The organism is Mycobacterium sp. NPDC003323 (assembly GCF_053589535.1).
Genome location: NZ_JBSFSB010000011.1, coordinates 46,369 through 60,626 on the forward strand (window position 1 = coordinate 46,369; position 14,258 = coordinate 60,626).

General features: G+C 68.4%; 18 protein-coding genes. 3 read left to right on the plus strand and 15 right to left on the minus strand.

Annotated features, from left to right (window positions below; genetic code table 11):
• Positions 1-15: 15 nt before the first annotated feature.
• Together ACWDUN_RS21860 and ACWDUN_RS21865 are read right to left on the minus strand one after the other, a co-directional pair.
• Entirely contained in the window at positions 16-606 is a 591-nt protein-coding gene (locus tag ACWDUN_RS21860) for a TetR/AcrR family transcriptional regulator (protein ID WP_449932097.1), read from the minus strand.
• The gene (locus tag ACWDUN_RS21865; protein WP_449932098.1) at positions 593-1,468 is read right to left on the minus strand and encodes an oxygenase MpaB family protein; all 876 of its coding nucleotides are present in this window, start codon (positions 1,466-1,468) and stop codon (positions 593-595) included. The genes ACWDUN_RS21860 and ACWDUN_RS21865 overlap by 14 nt, the downstream gene beginning before the upstream one ends.
• Before the next feature lie 214 nt (positions 1,469-1,682).
• Between ACWDUN_RS21865 and ACWDUN_RS21870 the strand changes: the two genes are divergently transcribed.
• The gene (locus ACWDUN_RS21870) at positions 1,683-3,362 is read left to right on the plus strand and encodes a DUF222 domain-containing protein (protein ID WP_449932099.1); all 1,680 of its coding nucleotides are present in this window, start codon (positions 1,683-1,685) and stop codon (positions 3,360-3,362) included.
• A gap of 8 nt (positions 3,363-3,370) precedes the next feature.
• Here ACWDUN_RS21870 and ACWDUN_RS21875 read toward each other — a convergent pair whose 3' ends face one another.
• From ACWDUN_RS21875 to ACWDUN_RS21915, 9 genes are all read right to left on the minus strand, one after another.
• A complete protein-coding gene (locus tag ACWDUN_RS21875) occupies positions 3,371-3,604 on the minus strand; it encodes a hypothetical protein (RefSeq protein WP_449932100.1) in 234 nt (77 codons plus the stop codon).
• The gene (locus tag ACWDUN_RS21880; protein WP_449932101.1) at positions 3,601-4,095 is read right to left on the minus strand and encodes a DUF3093 domain-containing protein; all 495 of its coding nucleotides are present in this window, start codon (positions 4,093-4,095) and stop codon (positions 3,601-3,603) included. Before ACWDUN_RS21880 ends, ACWDUN_RS21875 begins: the two co-directional genes overlap by 4 nt.
• A gap of 13 nt (positions 4,096-4,108) precedes the next feature.
• A complete protein-coding gene (locus ACWDUN_RS21885; protein WP_449932102.1) occupies positions 4,109-4,552 on the minus strand; it encodes a hypothetical protein in 444 nt (147 codons plus the stop codon).
• A 12-nt stretch (positions 4,553-4,564) separates the two neighbouring features.
• Positions 4,565-4,984 (minus strand): hypothetical protein, encoded by a 420-nt coding sequence (locus ACWDUN_RS21890; protein WP_449932103.1) that lies wholly within the window; start codon positions 4,982-4,984, stop codon positions 4,565-4,567.
• On the minus strand, positions 4,981-5,961 hold the full coding sequence (gene hemB, locus ACWDUN_RS21895) for a porphobilinogen synthase (protein WP_449932104.1): 981 nt from the start codon (positions 5,959-5,961) through the stop codon (positions 4,981-4,983). The genes ACWDUN_RS21890 and hemB overlap by 4 nt, the downstream gene beginning before the upstream one ends.
• Positions 5,962-7,602 (minus strand): uroporphyrinogen-III synthase, encoded by a 1,641-nt coding sequence (locus ACWDUN_RS21900; protein WP_449932105.1) that lies wholly within the window; start codon positions 7,600-7,602, stop codon positions 5,962-5,964.
• A complete protein-coding gene (hemC, locus tag ACWDUN_RS21905; RefSeq protein ID WP_449932106.1) occupies positions 7,599-8,534 on the minus strand; it encodes a hydroxymethylbilane synthase in 936 nt (311 codons plus the stop codon). Before hemC ends, ACWDUN_RS21900 begins: the two co-directional genes overlap by 4 nt.
• Positions 8,531-9,877, minus strand: a complete 1,347-nt coding sequence (locus ACWDUN_RS21910; RefSeq protein ID WP_449932107.1) for a glutamyl-tRNA reductase — start codon at positions 9,875-9,877, stop codon at positions 8,531-8,533. The genes hemC and ACWDUN_RS21910 overlap by 4 nt, the downstream gene beginning before the upstream one ends.
• 74 nt (positions 9,878-9,951) lie before the next feature.
• Positions 9,952-10,203 carry a glutaredoxin family protein gene (locus ACWDUN_RS21915; RefSeq protein ID WP_449932108.1) on the minus strand — a complete coding sequence of 84 codons (252 nt, stop codon included), beginning with the start codon at positions 10,201-10,203 and terminating at the stop codon, positions 9,952-9,954.
• Positions 10,204-10,241: 38 nt separating this feature from the next.
• Here ACWDUN_RS21915 and ACWDUN_RS21920 point away from each other — a divergent pair, with 38 nt between their 5' ends.
• Together ACWDUN_RS21920 and ACWDUN_RS21925 are read left to right on the plus strand one after the other, a co-directional pair.
• Positions 10,242-11,042, plus strand: coding sequence for an HAD family hydrolase (locus tag ACWDUN_RS21920; protein WP_449932109.1), 801 nt, complete (start codon positions 10,242-10,244; stop codon positions 11,040-11,042).
• A 26-nt stretch (positions 11,043-11,068) separates the two neighbouring features.
• Positions 11,069-11,599, plus strand: coding sequence for an FAS1-like dehydratase domain-containing protein (locus tag ACWDUN_RS21925; RefSeq protein WP_449932110.1), 531 nt, complete (start codon positions 11,069-11,071; stop codon positions 11,597-11,599).
• Here the strand turns inward: ACWDUN_RS21925 and ACWDUN_RS21930 are convergent.
• The 4 genes from ACWDUN_RS21930 to ACWDUN_RS21945 form a co-directional block, all read right to left on the minus strand.
• A complete protein-coding gene (locus ACWDUN_RS21930; protein ID WP_449932111.1) occupies positions 11,596-12,660 on the minus strand; it encodes a lysophospholipid acyltransferase family protein in 1,065 nt (354 codons plus the stop codon). The two genes, ACWDUN_RS21925 and ACWDUN_RS21930, sit on opposite strands and share 4 nt — an antisense overlap.
• A 38-nt stretch (positions 12,661-12,698) precedes the next feature.
• Entirely contained in the window at positions 12,699-13,754 is a 1,056-nt protein-coding gene (locus ACWDUN_RS21935) for an SDR family oxidoreductase (RefSeq protein WP_449932112.1), read from the minus strand.
• A gap of 29 nt (positions 13,755-13,783) precedes the next feature.
• A complete protein-coding gene (locus ACWDUN_RS21940; protein WP_003402602.1) occupies positions 13,784-13,885 on the minus strand; it encodes a 30S ribosomal protein bS22 in 102 nt (33 codons plus the stop codon).
• A gap of 69 nt (positions 13,886-13,954) precedes the next feature.
• Positions 13,955-14,185 carry a cell division/environmental response transcriptional regulator gene (locus ACWDUN_RS21945; protein WP_057170115.1) on the minus strand — a complete coding sequence of 77 codons (231 nt, stop codon included), beginning with the start codon at positions 14,183-14,185 and terminating at the stop codon, positions 13,955-13,957.
• Positions 14,186-14,258 lie beyond the last annotated feature (73 nt).

Below are 14,258 nucleotides of genomic sequence, written 5' to 3' on the forward strand. Positions count from 1 at the left end.
TGATCTACGAAACACTCACGCGCGGACAGTGTGCAGCGCCACCGGCAGGCTCGGCAGGAAGTGCCTGGTGGCGAAGGCGCGCACCTCGTCGGCGGTCTGCAGCGGCTGCACGCTGGGCAGCAGCAGCACCATCGCCGCGTAGCGCAGGATGGTGTCGGCCAGGTCGTTGACCGCGGGTGAGCCGATCCGTTCGGCGAAACCATCGGGGAAGATGACCCGCAGTGCGGCGGCCATCCGTTCGACGGCCGCACCGTAGTGGCGGTGCAGCAGCTCCTGGGCCAGCGCCGGGTCGTCGACGATCATCTGGTTGAGCACACGGTGGCGCCGGAACCGCATGATCGACAGTGTGAACGCCTCGACGTAGTAGTTCGATTGCGGCTTGGCGCTTTTCAGCTCTCTGGCGATATCGGCGAACAGCGCCACGTTCTCGCGTTCGATGACCGCGCCGACCAACTCGTCGCGGTTGGCGAAGCGGCGGTAGATCGTGGTGCGGCTGACCCCGGCCCGGCGGGCGACGTCGTCGAGGGCGACCTTGCGGAAGCCGTGCCGCTCCAACTCGACGAGTGCCGCGTCGAGAATTGCCTCGCCAGCGTCAGCCCCGGGCATAGCCGGCTTGGGCGAACTTGCTGTAGCGCACCGACATCGGTAACCGGTCCCACACCCAGTTGACCGGCCGTGATCGCCAGAAGGCGGCGAATCGCTGGTAGTTACGCTCCTGCCGCTCGGTCCACGGCAGCCCCAGCAGGTCGCGGGCCCGCGGCGGCAGGCCGCCGGTGGTCAGGAAGGCCGCGATCGGGTCGAAGACCTTGGCGACGATCTTCCAAACGGTGGGATTGACGGCCTTGGGGCAGGGGAAGCCCTTGGTGACGTAGCCGACGCCGTACTTGGCCGACTTGTGCGGTACCGCAACCTCATTCATCATCCGGTCCCAGTACTGCTCGAACTCGGCGTAGGTCGCGGGCATGGGCCGGTCACTGACGCCGTAGCGGCGGTACCAGGTCTTGGATTCCAGCCAGATCTGCTCACGCTCGGCATCGGTGAGGCGCTTCACGAAGGTGTCGGCGAAGTAGTAGATCTGCTCGACGAACGTGGCGTGCGCCCAGAAGTAGGTGTCGGGATCCAGCGCGTGGTAGCGGCCGGCCGGTTGTCCGTCGGGCCCCGGCATATCGCCCTTGACGTGATGGTGGAAGTCGCGCACCTGGGTCCCGGCGTTGTTCTCCTCCGAGCCGTAGACGGTCTTGAAGATGGGCGGGATGGTGCGTTTGAGGCGTTCGGCGGTGTCGGAGAAGAACGTCGAATGGTCGAGCACGCCCTGCCCGAGTTCGGCGAGCATGTTCTGCAGCACGGCCGGCCGCGGGCCGATGAGGTACATCCGGTTGTCACCGAAGTATTTCCACACCAGGGAGTCGGGCCCCAGCGGCAGGGCGTCGTCGAGCGCCTCGGGCGTGTTCTCGGCCAGTTCGGTCATGAGGAACAGTGTTACAGATTTTGATTTTTGTACCAAGAGGGTATGACGTGAGTCATAGCGCGCACTTCTCGTGAGGGCAACGACCTGCGTCCACCCCGTTCGCGATACCCCCTCCTCGCGACGCCATAGCTTGGCTTGATCTGCGTCTTTCGAGTTATCCACAGGCAGCGAAGAAGAGCTTGCCGCGTCAGTGGGGCCGAGTATCGTAGAACACATGTTCGAAGGATGCGATCGCGACACGCTGGCAGGGATGAGTGACGAAGCGCTCATCACCGCCGTCGCGGCCGCCACCCGCTCCGAAGCCACCGCCGCCGCACAACGGCTGGCGTTGATCGCCGAGGTCACCGCCCGCCACTGCGAGGACGAGGACGAGGACTCGGCGCTGAAGCTGATCGACGGCTGGGCACAGGCCAAAGCCCAGATCAGCGCCGCCTGCAACCTCGGACCCCACGCCACCAACACCCAGATGCGCATCGGCGTCGCCCTACGCCAACGACTACCCCGCACCGCCGCCCTGTTCGCCACCGGCGCCCTCTCCGCCAAAGTGATCGGTGCGATCACCTGGCGCACCCACCTGGTCACCGACCCCGAAGCTATGGCACATATCGACGCCGGCATCGCCGAGGACGCCACCGGCTACGGAACACTGTCCGAAGCAGCGCTGGTCACGGCCGTCGACCACTGGGTCCACCGCTACGACCCGGTCGCGGTCATCCGTTCCAAGGCTGCGGCCAAGGACCGCTACATCGAATTCGGTGACAGCGACGACCCCGACGGTGTCGTGTCGTTCTGGGGACGCATGCGGGCCACCGACGCCACGATCACCAACACCCGCCTCGACCAACTCGCCGACACTGTCTGCGACCACGATCCGCGCACCACACGCGAACGCCGCGCCGATGCCGCCGCCGCCCTGGCCGCCGGCGCCGACCGGCTCACCTGCCTGTGCGGGAACCCCGACTGTGAAGGCTCCGGGAAAGACCCGCGCGCATCTGCGGTCAACATTTACGTACTGGCCAATGAACTGCCCGACACCGGACACGGCGCCAACCCCACCCCAGAACCCGGCCCGACACCACCAGGCACACCCGCCGACCAGGACCCGCCTCGCGCAGACCCCGGCAGCGGTGAAGAACCGACCCCCGACACCGAACCCGGAGCCGAGCCGCAACCCCCGGCCGCACCCGCCGCAAAGACACCACCGGCTCCGAGAACACCGGCGTCGCCCCCCGGGGCCAGGGCGGGCATCACCGTCGACGGCACCATCATCCCCGCCCACCTACTCGCCGAACTCATCGCCACCGGCGCCACAGTCCGACCCCTGAGCAGCCCGGCCGACCTCGGCTCCGAATCGCGCTACCGCCCGTCGGCCAAGCTCGCCGCCTACGTGCGCATGACTGTCATGACCTGCAGCTTCCCCGGCTGCGGAAAACCAGCCCACCGCTGCGACCTCGACCACGTGGTCCCCTGGCCCGCCGGAGCCACCCACCCCGCCAACCTGCGCCCACTATGCCGCGAACACCACCTGCTCAAAACCCTGAACACCGGCTGGACCCCGAAAGCCAACCCCGACGCCACCACCACCTGGATCTCCCCGACCGGCCACCGCTACACCGCCGCACCCCTGGCCGCGGTCCTGTTCCCGCACAACACCATCGACATCCCCATACCGCCGGTCCGGCACATCAGCCTCATCGACGACCACGACACCACACCCGTCCTGCCACGACGGCAACGCACCCGAAAACACGACCGCGAATACCGCATCAACGCCGAACGCACCCGCAACGCAACCGAACTCGCCCTCGAACACACCCGCGCACAGACCTCACGCGCATATCCGGGCCCCAGAACAGCCGGCGGCTACACCGACAGCGACCCGCCACCGTTTTGAGCACGGGCCTATCGCGACGCGCGCAGCCTCGCGATGCCCAGTACTGCCAGCACACCCGCAACGGTGACCAAGGCCAGCGCGAGCACGATCAGCGGCGGGTAGTAGATCACCGTCGTCATGGACGGCTCGCCGTCGAGGACCGGCGGCAACTGCTCGGTCGAACGGGCCGCCAGCCAGCTGAGCACACTGCCGATCAGCGCCACGACGGCCACCGCCAACTGAATAACCGCGGTCCGCCTCACGGCACCTGCTCCTCGACCAGCCCGACCAGCGCCGACCGCAATGTGCGGTGCTTACGCGCCCACGCCTGACCCGAACGATTGTCGGTGAGCTTGATACCGATCCCGGTCCGGCCCCGCGGCACACCGCTGAGCTCGCCGAAGGCCCGGTAGGCCTGCCACTTCTCGGTCTCGCCGCGCTTCAATTCGGGGTAGATCCGCACGATATCGGCGATCTTGACCACCTCGGTGCCCTGGCGCAGCGTGGTCGGCGTCAGCTCCACCGACGTGTGGATGCGCGCGGCCTTGATCTGGATCGCCAGGAATCCGCTCACCAGAATGCAGAACACCGCGGGCACGCCCAGTCGCCAGCCGGCGCCGCCGGACACCTGGATCAGCGCCATCGCCAGCCCGGCCGCGGGCCCGGCCAGCAGCCACCACCAGGTGCCGCCCGGCTCGTGGAAGAGCACCTGCTCGGGCTGCGCGCTTCGCTCGGTGGCGTCCGGATCCGTCATTGCAGTCGATCCCTCACTGCACTTCCAGGAACCAGTCCGAGGCCGCCGGCCGCATGAACAGCGTCGCTCCGATGGCCATCGGAACCACACCGAGCACGGTGGGCCACGCTATGAGAGTCGGTGCCAGCAGAACGAACAAGAACACCAGGACTGCAACCGCGACCGCGAGCGATACCGTGGCGCGCCGGAAACGAAGGTCGCCGGCGCGCGCCCGGCCCACGAGAAAGCTCAGCGCCATTCCCGAGACCGCCCACAATGCACTCATACCGCCGAGGAGGAGGCGACCGTCCTGAGCCCTGTCGGCCGGCAGGCTTTCCGCCGCGCGATCGGTGGGCCCACTGACTGCGCTACTCAGGCCCATCAACCCGCCCAACAGCAGCAGCACCGCGCCCACCAGAACCAACCAGAAAGCGATGTTGACGATGGCCGGGCGCGCAGGAGAAATGGGTTGGCTCATGATCCGGGCAGCCTATCGGGTGAGAAATTCGTGAGCGTCCTTGCGGTGCAGCAGCACCACCCCGCCGATGATCAGCACCGAACCGACAATGGTGCAGGCCGCGTACCCGAAGGCCGCGACCGCCGCCGCGCGGTCGACGGTGAACAGGCTGGTCACCGAATACACCACGGCGGTCAGCCCGCCGGCGGTCAGCAGCGTGCGCGACCAGCGATACCCGTGGCGCAGCAGATACGTGAACGCCGCCACCACCGCCGCGACGACCACCACGAACAACGCCGAGGCGCCGTACACATAGCCCGGAACGTCCAGCGGCGCGGTGAACAGATCGATCAGATAGCCGATGACCATCAGCACCAGCGCCGCCGCCCACAGCCACACACCGGTGTCCACCTCTTCGGGACGGCCGGTCCGATCTGCCGCAGGCTCGGTCACGCCAGCCAGCCGGCGACCTCGGCCGCCCAGTAGGTGAGCACGATATCGGCACCCGCACGCCGGATACTGGTCAGCGACTCCAGCGCCGACGCCCGCAGATCGATCCAGCCGTTCGCCGCCGCGGCACTGATCATCGCGTACTCGCCCGAGATCTGATAGGCCGCGACCGGGACCGGCGAGATGTCGGCGGCGGCGGCGACCACGTCGAGGTAGCTCATCGCCGGTTTCACCATCACGATGTCGGCGCCCTCGTCGATGTCCAGCGCGATCTCGTGCACCGCCTCGCGGGCATTGCCGGGATCCTGTTGATAGGTGCGGCGATCACCGGAGAGGCTGGAGTCCACCGCCTCGCGGAACGGACCGTAGAACGCCGAGGCGAACTTGGCGGCATAGGCCAGGATCGCGACGTCCTCATGACCGGCCTCGTCCAGGCCGTCCCGGATGGCGGCGACCTGACCGTCCATCATGCCGCTGGGCCCCACCACGTGGGCACCGGAATGCGCCTGCGCCACAGCAAGTTTGGTGTACTGATCGTTGGTGGCGTCGTTGTCCACCCGGCCGGCGACGTCGACGATCCCGCAGTGACCATGGTCGGTGAACTCGTCGAGGCAGGTGTCGGCCATCAGCACGGTGGCATCACCGAGGTCGGCGGACAGATCCCGCAGCGCCGCGTTGAGGATGCCGTCGGGGTCCAGGCCGACGCTGCCGGTGGCGTCCTTGTCCTCGGCACGCGGAACACCGAACAGCATCAAACCGCCCACACCCGCCTCGACCGCATCGGCGGCGGCGCGGCGCAGCGAATCCCGGGTGTGCTGAACGACTCCTGGCATCGACGAGATGGGTTTGGGCTCGGTCAGTCCGTCGGCGACGAACATCGGCAACACCAGGTGCCGCGGTTCCAGCGTGGTCTGCGCGACCAACCGGCGCATGGCCGGCGTGGAACGCAGCCGACGAGGACGATGCCGCGGGTACCCCATTTAGCGGCGGCGGCTCTTCTTGCGCGGCGGCGGCAGTGCACCCTCGGCCCGCAGGCGGGCGGCGTGCTCGGCCAGCGCCTCCACAAGCGGTCCGACGGCGGCCGTCTCCGGCTGCACGTCGACCCGCAGCCCGAACTCGACTGCCGTCTCGGCGGTCTTGGGACCGATGCAGGCGACGATGGTCCGCGCGTGCGGCTTACCGGCGATACCGACGAGGTTGCGCACCGTGGAGCTGGAGGTGAAGCAGACGGCGTCGAACCCGCCGGTCTTGATCATCTCGCGGGTGTGCGCCGGCGGCGGCGCCGCGCGGACGGTGCGGTAGGCCGTGACATCCTCGATCTCCCAACCGCGTTCGCGCAGCCCCTCGGCCAGCGTCTCGGTGGCGATATCGGCGCGCGGCAACAGCACCCGGTTCACCGGGTCGAAAACCTCGTCGTACGGCGGGAACTCGTCGAGCAGGCCGAGCGAGGACTGCTCACCGACGGGCACCAGCTCCGGGTTGATACCGAAGGCGCGCACCCGGTCCGCGGTGGCCTGCCCGACGCAGGCGATCTTCACACCGGAGAACGCGCGGGCGTCCAGACCGAACTCGTTGAACTTCTCCCAGACCGCACGCACTGCGTTGGTGGAGGTGAACACCACCCACTGGAACCGGCCGTCCACCAAACCCTTTACGGCCCTTTCCATCTGGGCCGGGCTGCGGGGCGGCTCGACGGCGATGGTGGGCACCTCGACCGGCAGCGCGCCGTGGGTGACCAGCCGGTCGCTCATCTCGCCGGCCTGATCCTTGGTGCGCGGCACCAGCACGGTCCAGCCGTACAGGGCGCGGCTCTCCCACCAGTTCAGCTTGGCGCGGTTGGCGACCGTCTTGCCGATCGTCACGACCAGCGGACCCGACAGCGGGCCGGGGGTACCACCGGAGGGCTCGGCCGCGTTGAGGATCGACTTGTCGCCCAGGCCCACCAGTGTGGTCTCCACCGAATGCTGCTGGCAGGTGGTGCCGTGCGCCGTGACCACGGCCGGGGTGTTCTCGGCCAGACCGTACTCGACCAGGGTGCGCGCGGCATCGGCCAGATGGGTGGCGGTCGCGTGCAGGATCAGCGGTCCGGGCGCGGCGGCCAGCGCCGCCCAGTCGACGTTCGGGTCGCGCACATCGGCGACGGTGTGCGAGGAGCCCAGCGGCAGACCGGCATAGGTCGGCACCGCCGTGGTATCCGGCAGACCCGGCACGATCTCGAAGTTCAGGTGGGTGCGCGCCAGCGTGTTGACCTCGGTGATCACCGCGTCGATGGACAGCGGGTCGCCGGCGACCAGGCGCACGACGTCCACGCCGTGCTTGGCCTCGGCGGCCAGGGTCTTGGCGACCTCGGCCGGATCACCCAGCGCCGGTCGCACATCGGGACCACCCGGCAGGGTGTCACCGTCGGCCTCCGGCGCGGGGCCCGAGGTCGGCGGCAGTTCCGAACCGACCAGCGCCAGTACCGCCTCGGGCACGTCGGGATCGGTGAAGACCGTCGCGGCATTGGCCAGTACGGCCCGCGCGCGGGATGTCAGCAGGCCCGGATCACCCGGGCCGGAACCCACGAACGTGATGCGGCCGGGCCGAATCTTGCGGCCCCGGCTACCTGCGTGCCCAGTCATCTGTCACTCCCAGCATCTGCCAACACGTCGCGTGCGCCCAGTTCGAACAGCTCCGCGGCCACCGAGAGCCCCAGCTCTCGTGCCCGCTCGGGAGTCCCGATGCCGGACGCACGGATCACGTCGGATCCGTCCAGCGCCGCCACGCATCCGCGCAGCGACAGCTCTTCGAAGACACGGCCGTCCTCATCGATGGACTCGACCACCTCTGCGATGGCGCCCACCGGTGCGGAGCAACCCGCCTCCAGTTCGGCGAGCAGGACACGTTCAGCGATGACCGCGGCGCGGGTGTCGGGGTGATCCAACTCCGCCAGCGTCGCGACGAGGTCGGTGTCCCCGGAACGACACTCCACCGCAAGCGCCCCCTGGGCCGGTGCCGGCAACATCTGCACCGGTTCCAGAGCCTCGGTGACGACGTCCAGCCGTCCGATCCGGGCCAGGCCCGCTCGGGCGACGACGACGCCGTCGAGATCACCGCTGCTTACCCTGTTCAACCTGGTGTCTAGGTTGCCTCGTAGGGGGCGGATTTCCAAACCGAGACCCAGTGCTCTAAGCTGCGCGGCCCGGCGCGGGCTCGAGGTGCCGATCACCGAGCCCGGCGGGAGCTCGCCGAGCACCAGTCCATCGCGTGCCACCAGCGCATCTCTGGAGTCCTCACGGGGCGGGACGGCCGCGATGGTGAAACGGGGATCCACGGCCGTCGGCAGGTCCTTGTACGAGTGCACACAGGCGTCCACCTCGCCGGCGGCCAGCGCCTCCCGCAGGGCGGCGGTGAACACGCCCACGCCGATGTCGGCGATCGGTCCCTGATTGCGGTCGCCCTCGGTGGAGATGATGACCAACTCGGCGTCGTGCCCGTTGGCGACCAACGCATCACGGACGGTGCCGGCCTGGGTGGTCGCCAGCAGGCTGCCCCGCGTGCCGATCCGGATCACTGAGTGTCGTTATCTGTGGCGATCAAAGGCAGTTCGCCACCGGCGACGGCATCGACCGCCTGCGGATCGAGCTCGAAGAGCTCACGCAGCGCCTCGGCGTAGCTGTCCCCGCCGGGGGCCCCGGCGAGCTGCTTCACGCGCACCGTGGGGGCGTGCAGCAGCTTGTCGACGACGCGGCGGACGGTGCGGGCGACCTCGTCGCGATGCGTCGAATCCAGCCCGGGCAGCCGATTGTCCAGCCGCAGCAGTTCGGCCTCGACGACATCGGCGGCGCGCTGACGCAGCGCTGTGACGGTCGGGGTGACCTCGGCCATCCGCTGGCCGGCCAGGTAGTTGGCGACCTCGTTGGCCACGATGGTGCGCGCGGCCTCGGCGTCGGTGGACGCCGCGCGGGCCCGCGGCTCGCGCTGGATGCGCTCCATGTCGATGACCTGCACACCGGGCAGACCGGCCACGGCCATGTCGACATCACGCGGCATGCCGAGATCGCACATCACCAGCGGACGGTCCTCGTCATCGCGGGCGGCCAGCGCGTGGTGCACATCGGCCAACGTCATGACCGGACGGACGGCGCCGGTGCTGCTGACCACCACATCGGCGTCGGCGAGCACCCCGGCGATGTCGTCGAGCAGATACGGACGGGCCTGCACGCCGAGCTCGGAGATGTTGTGGGCCAGTCGGCGGGCGCGCGGCAGCGAGCGGTTGACCACGTCGATGCGCTCGACGCCGGCGCGGACCAGATGCTTGGCGGCCAGTGCGCCCATGGCACCGGCACCGACGACGACGGCGTTGCGCCCGGTCAGGCCGTCGGGAATGCGCTTGGCGGCCATCTCCAGCGATACCGACACCACCGAGGCGCCCGCGGAGTCGATGCCGGTCTCGGAATGCACCCGCTTGCCGACCGACAGCGCCCGCTGGGCCAGCTCGTGCAAGGTGCGGCCGACGCTGTGGTTGGCCTCGGCGGCGGCGTAGGCGCGGCGCACCTGGCCGAGAACCTGCTGCTCCCCCATGACCAGCGAGTCCAGACCGCTGGTGACCGAGAACAGGTGCTCGACGGCGGCCTCGGCGTACCGCACGTAGGCGTACTTGGTGAGGTCGTTCAGGCCCATCCCGGAATGCTCGGAGAGCACCTGGCCGATGACCGACAGTCCGCCGTGGAAGGCGTCGACGACCGCATAGATCTCCACGCGGTTGCAGGTCGAGAGCACCATGGCCTCGGTGACCAGCGAGGACTGCAGGATCTGATCGACGATCTTGGCCTGATCGGCCTCGTCGGTGCTCAACTGCTCCAGCACGGACACCGGCGCACTGCGGTGCGAAACCCCGAATAGCAGTACGCTCACGGCATCATCACCTTAGATACTTCCCCTCGGCCAGACCAGGCTCCAAAGTAGCCTTTACCTGCGCAGCTACCAAATTAGCTGAGATCTTTTCGTAACTGCGCCTCGTCGACCTCCCAGTAGCTGTGTTCGGCCCCGTCGAGCAGTACGACCGGCAGTCGGTCGCCGTATTCGGCGCGTAGCCCGGGCTGACCCGCGGCGGCCGCCTCGTCGACGTCCGTCGACTCCCAGGCAAAGCCGAGTTCGCCGGCCAATTCGGCCAGAGTCGACGCCGCCTTCGCGCACAAGCTGCAGCCGGCCCGTGTGAGCAACACCACCTGATGGTCCACACCACCAGTATCGTCCCGGCGTGACTTAATGTTGAACGGTGTCCGAGACGCCCCCGCCGCCACCGCCGGACCTGACCGCGGCGGCGTTCTTCGACGTCGACAACACCTTGGTGCACGGTTCATCGCTGGTGCATTTCGCCCGCGGGCTGGCCGCCCGCAAGTACTTCACCTACCGCGATATTGCCGGAATCATCTACGCGCAGGCCAAGTTCCAGTTCACCGGCAAGGAGAACAGCGACGACGTCGCCGAGGGCAAACAGAAGGCGCTGGCGTTCATCGAGGGCCGCTCGACCGCCGAGCTCGTCGAACTCGGCGAGCAGATCTACGACGAGATCATCGCCGACCGGATCTGGCCGGGCACCCGCGCACTGGCCCAGATGCACCTCGACGCCGGCCAGCAGGTGTGGCTGGTGACGGCCACACCGTATGAGTTGGCGGACACGATCGCCCGGCGCCTGGGGTTCACCGGCGCGCTGGGCACCATCGCCGAATCGGTCGACGGGATCTTCACCGGGCGCCTCGTCGGCGACATCCTGCACGGCGCGGGCAAGGCCCACGCGGTGCGGTCGCTGGCCATCCGAGAGGGCCTCAACCTGCGACGATGCACCGCCTACTCGGACAGCTTCAACGACGTGCCGATGCTGTCGCTGGTCGGGACCGCGGTCGCGATCAACCCGGATGCCGCGCTGCGTGATGTCGCCCGCGAGCGCGGATGGGAGATCCGCGACTTCCGCACCGCCCGCAAGGCCGCCCGCATCGGGGTGCCGTCGGCACTGGCCCTGGGCGCGGTCGGCGGCGCACTGGCCGCGGTGGCGTCTCGCCGCGACGCCGGTCGCTGAACAGCCGCGCTGTAAGCTCACCCGCCATGGGCATTGCCGAAGAGATCGTGGGAACCCACTACCGGTACCCCGACTATTTCGAGGTCGGCCGGGAAAAGATCCGCGAGTTCGCGACCGCCGTCAAGGACGAGCACCCCGCGCACCACACCGAGGAGGGCGCGGCCGAGCACGGTCACGACGGTTTGATCGCCTCGCTCACCTTCATCGCGGTGGCCGGTCGCCGGGTGCAGCTGGAGATCTTCAATCAGTTCAATGTGCCGATCAACATGGAGCGGATGATGCACCGCGACCAGAAGCTGACCTTCCATCGCCCGATCAAGGCCGGTGACAAGCTGTGGTTCGACTCCTACCTGGATTCGGTCATCGAGTCGCACGGCACCATCCTCACCGAGGTCCGGGGCGAGGTCACCGACGACGACGGCAACCCGGTGCTGACCAGCGTCATCACCGTCCTGGGCGAGGCGGCCCACGATGAGGAGGCCGGCGAGATCAGCGCCCAGGTCGCGGCGGCACGCGACGCCGCGATCGCCAAGATGATCGCCAACCAGAAGGGCTAGCCCAGGAACGTGTTCCGGCGGTTGGCCAGCAGCTGATACAGCGTGTGCTGGATGGTCTCGCGGACGTGGTCGGTGAGCTCGAAGGTCACCATCGGATCATCGGCGGCCGACTCGTCGTAGCCCTCGGTGGAGATCGGCTCTCCGAACCGGATGTGCCACTTCGACGGCAGCGGCACCACTCCGAGCGGGCCGGCCAGCGGGAACAGCGGCGTCACCGGGAAGTACGGCAGCCCGAGCAGCCGGGCGAGCAGCTTGATATCGCCGATCTTCGGATAGATCTCCTCGGACCCGACGATCGAGCACGGCACGATGGGCACCTGCGCGCGCAATGCCGCGGACACGAACCCGCCGCGGCCGAAGCGCTGCAGCTTGTAGCGGTCCTTGAACGGCTTGCCCAGTCCCTTGAAGCCCTCGGGGAACACCGCCGTGAGCTCACCGGCGGCGAGCAGCCGGTGCGCATCCGAGGTGCACGCCAGGGTGTGACCGGCCTTACGGGCGGCCTGGCCGAGCACGGGCATGTCGAACACCAGATCGGCGGCCAGGGTGCGCAGCACCCGGTGCCGGGGGTGGTGATCGTGGACGGCCACCGAGGCCATCAGCCCGTCGAACGGCAGCACGCCGGCGTGGTTGGCCACCACCAGCGCCGCACCTTCCAGCGGCAGGTTCTCGATACCACTGACCTCGACCCGGAACCAGTTCCTGAAAAGCCCACGCAGCAACGGCAATACGACGGCATCGTTGAGATGCGGGTCGAACCCGAACTCGTCGACGGTGTAGTCACCGGTCATCCTGCGGCCGACGAACTCGGCGATCGCGGAGATGGCCTTGGAGAATTCGTTGGGCTCGTCCTCGTCGGCCGATCCGCCGGCGCCGATGCGGTGCTCATCGATCTCACGGACGACGGCGGCGATCTCCTCGGCCGAGGCGCGGGTATCGGGATCGGCCAGCAGCGAGGGATGCCGACGCGCGCTGTCGGCGCGTTGCGCGGCCCGCCGCGAAGACGTCGTGCGACCCGAATTCGCGCGCAGCGGAATCACTTTCGCTTTTGATTCACCCGCCACGTGACAACCTCTCCCCAGCCCATGTCTCGAGCCATCCCCTAGCCGCCGCAGCGTTGCGCCAGCGCCACCGCCCGACTTTCCACAGAGCGTACCCACTTCGGGTCCACGATCGGAGTCAGACCACGTCCCCGCACGTAATCGTCGAATGCCTCCACGGTGGTCCACTTGGGGTTATAGCCTAAGTCGTTTCGCATCCGCGCGGTGTCCATCACCCGGCCGTAGCTCAGGTAGTTCAGCTGCTCGCGATCGAGCTCGGTGTACCGGGTGGCCCGGCGCAGGGAATCGACGGCCGACAACGCCGAACGCGGCACCGGCAGCGCCACCCGCCCCGACCGCCGGATGGCCTGGCTCATCATGATGACGCCGGAGGCACCGACGTTGAAGGTCCCGGCCCGGCCTGCCATGGTGGCACGCTCAAGCACGCCGAGGGCGTCCTGCTCGTGCAGCAGTTGCAGCCGCGCATCGCGACCGAGCACCGATGGCACCACCGGACCCGCGAGGTACCGCGACAGCGCGGTGTCCATCGCGGGACCGATCATGTTGGCCAGCCGCAGGATCGTCACCGCGATATCGGGGCGCCGACGGGCCAACCCGCGGGCGTAGCCCTCGATGTCGATGCTGTCGCGGGCGAAACCGTCACCCGGAGGGCGTCGAGCGCTGCCGTCCTCGGTGAACAGCACCGGATCACGAGAGCTGGAGCCGTACACCTCGGAGGTGGACTTGAGCACCACCCGGCGCACCGACGGCGCCTTCTGCGCGGCGGCGAAGAGCTGGATGGCCCCCATGACGTTGAGCTCTTTGAGGGTCGCCCGCCCGCCGGCCCGCGGCGCATACGACGCCGCCGCCGCGTGCACGACGGTGTCGACGTTGCCGTTGCGGATGACCTTGGCGATGAAGGGATTGCGGATGTCGGCGCGCACGAACTCCGCGCGCCCCATCCGCCGCAGCAGATCCTTGCTCGGCGCGATGGCGTCCACCGCGATGACGTGGTCGATCGCGGGGTTCGCCGCCAGTCGCGCCGTCAGATAACCGCCGAGAAATCGGCAGGCCCCGGTGACCAGAACGACCTTCGGTTCGGATCCCTGCTCATCCATCGGCTCAGCCTAGCGGCCGAAGCCGGAAGCTACTTGCCGAGTTTTCTGCGCTGGACCCGGGTGCGACGAAGCAGCTTGCGGTGCTTCTTCTTCGACATGCGCTTACGCCGCTTCTTGATTACTGAACCCATGAACTCCGCTACCTACCGATGAGTGATCTGACCGAGTCACCTTACCCGGGTGCCCCGGCGCGAAACCAATCAGCCGGCGTCGAAGTACGAGGTCTCCAGCAGATCGTGCACCGCCTTGGCATGCACCCGGAACGAGCGACCCACCCGCACCGCGGGCAGTTCACCGTTGTGCACCAGCCGGTAGACGGTCATCTTGCTGACCCGCATCAGGCTCGCCACCTCGGCGACCGTGAGAAATTGAGCCTTCGGCTGGCCGTCGCCGGCGGAATCCCGCGCCGATGGCCCGTTCAATGACGTCATCGCAACCCAATCCATAAGGCACGGACGGGCCAGCGGCTTCCCCACCGCTGGCACGAGCGCGTGCATACACGAG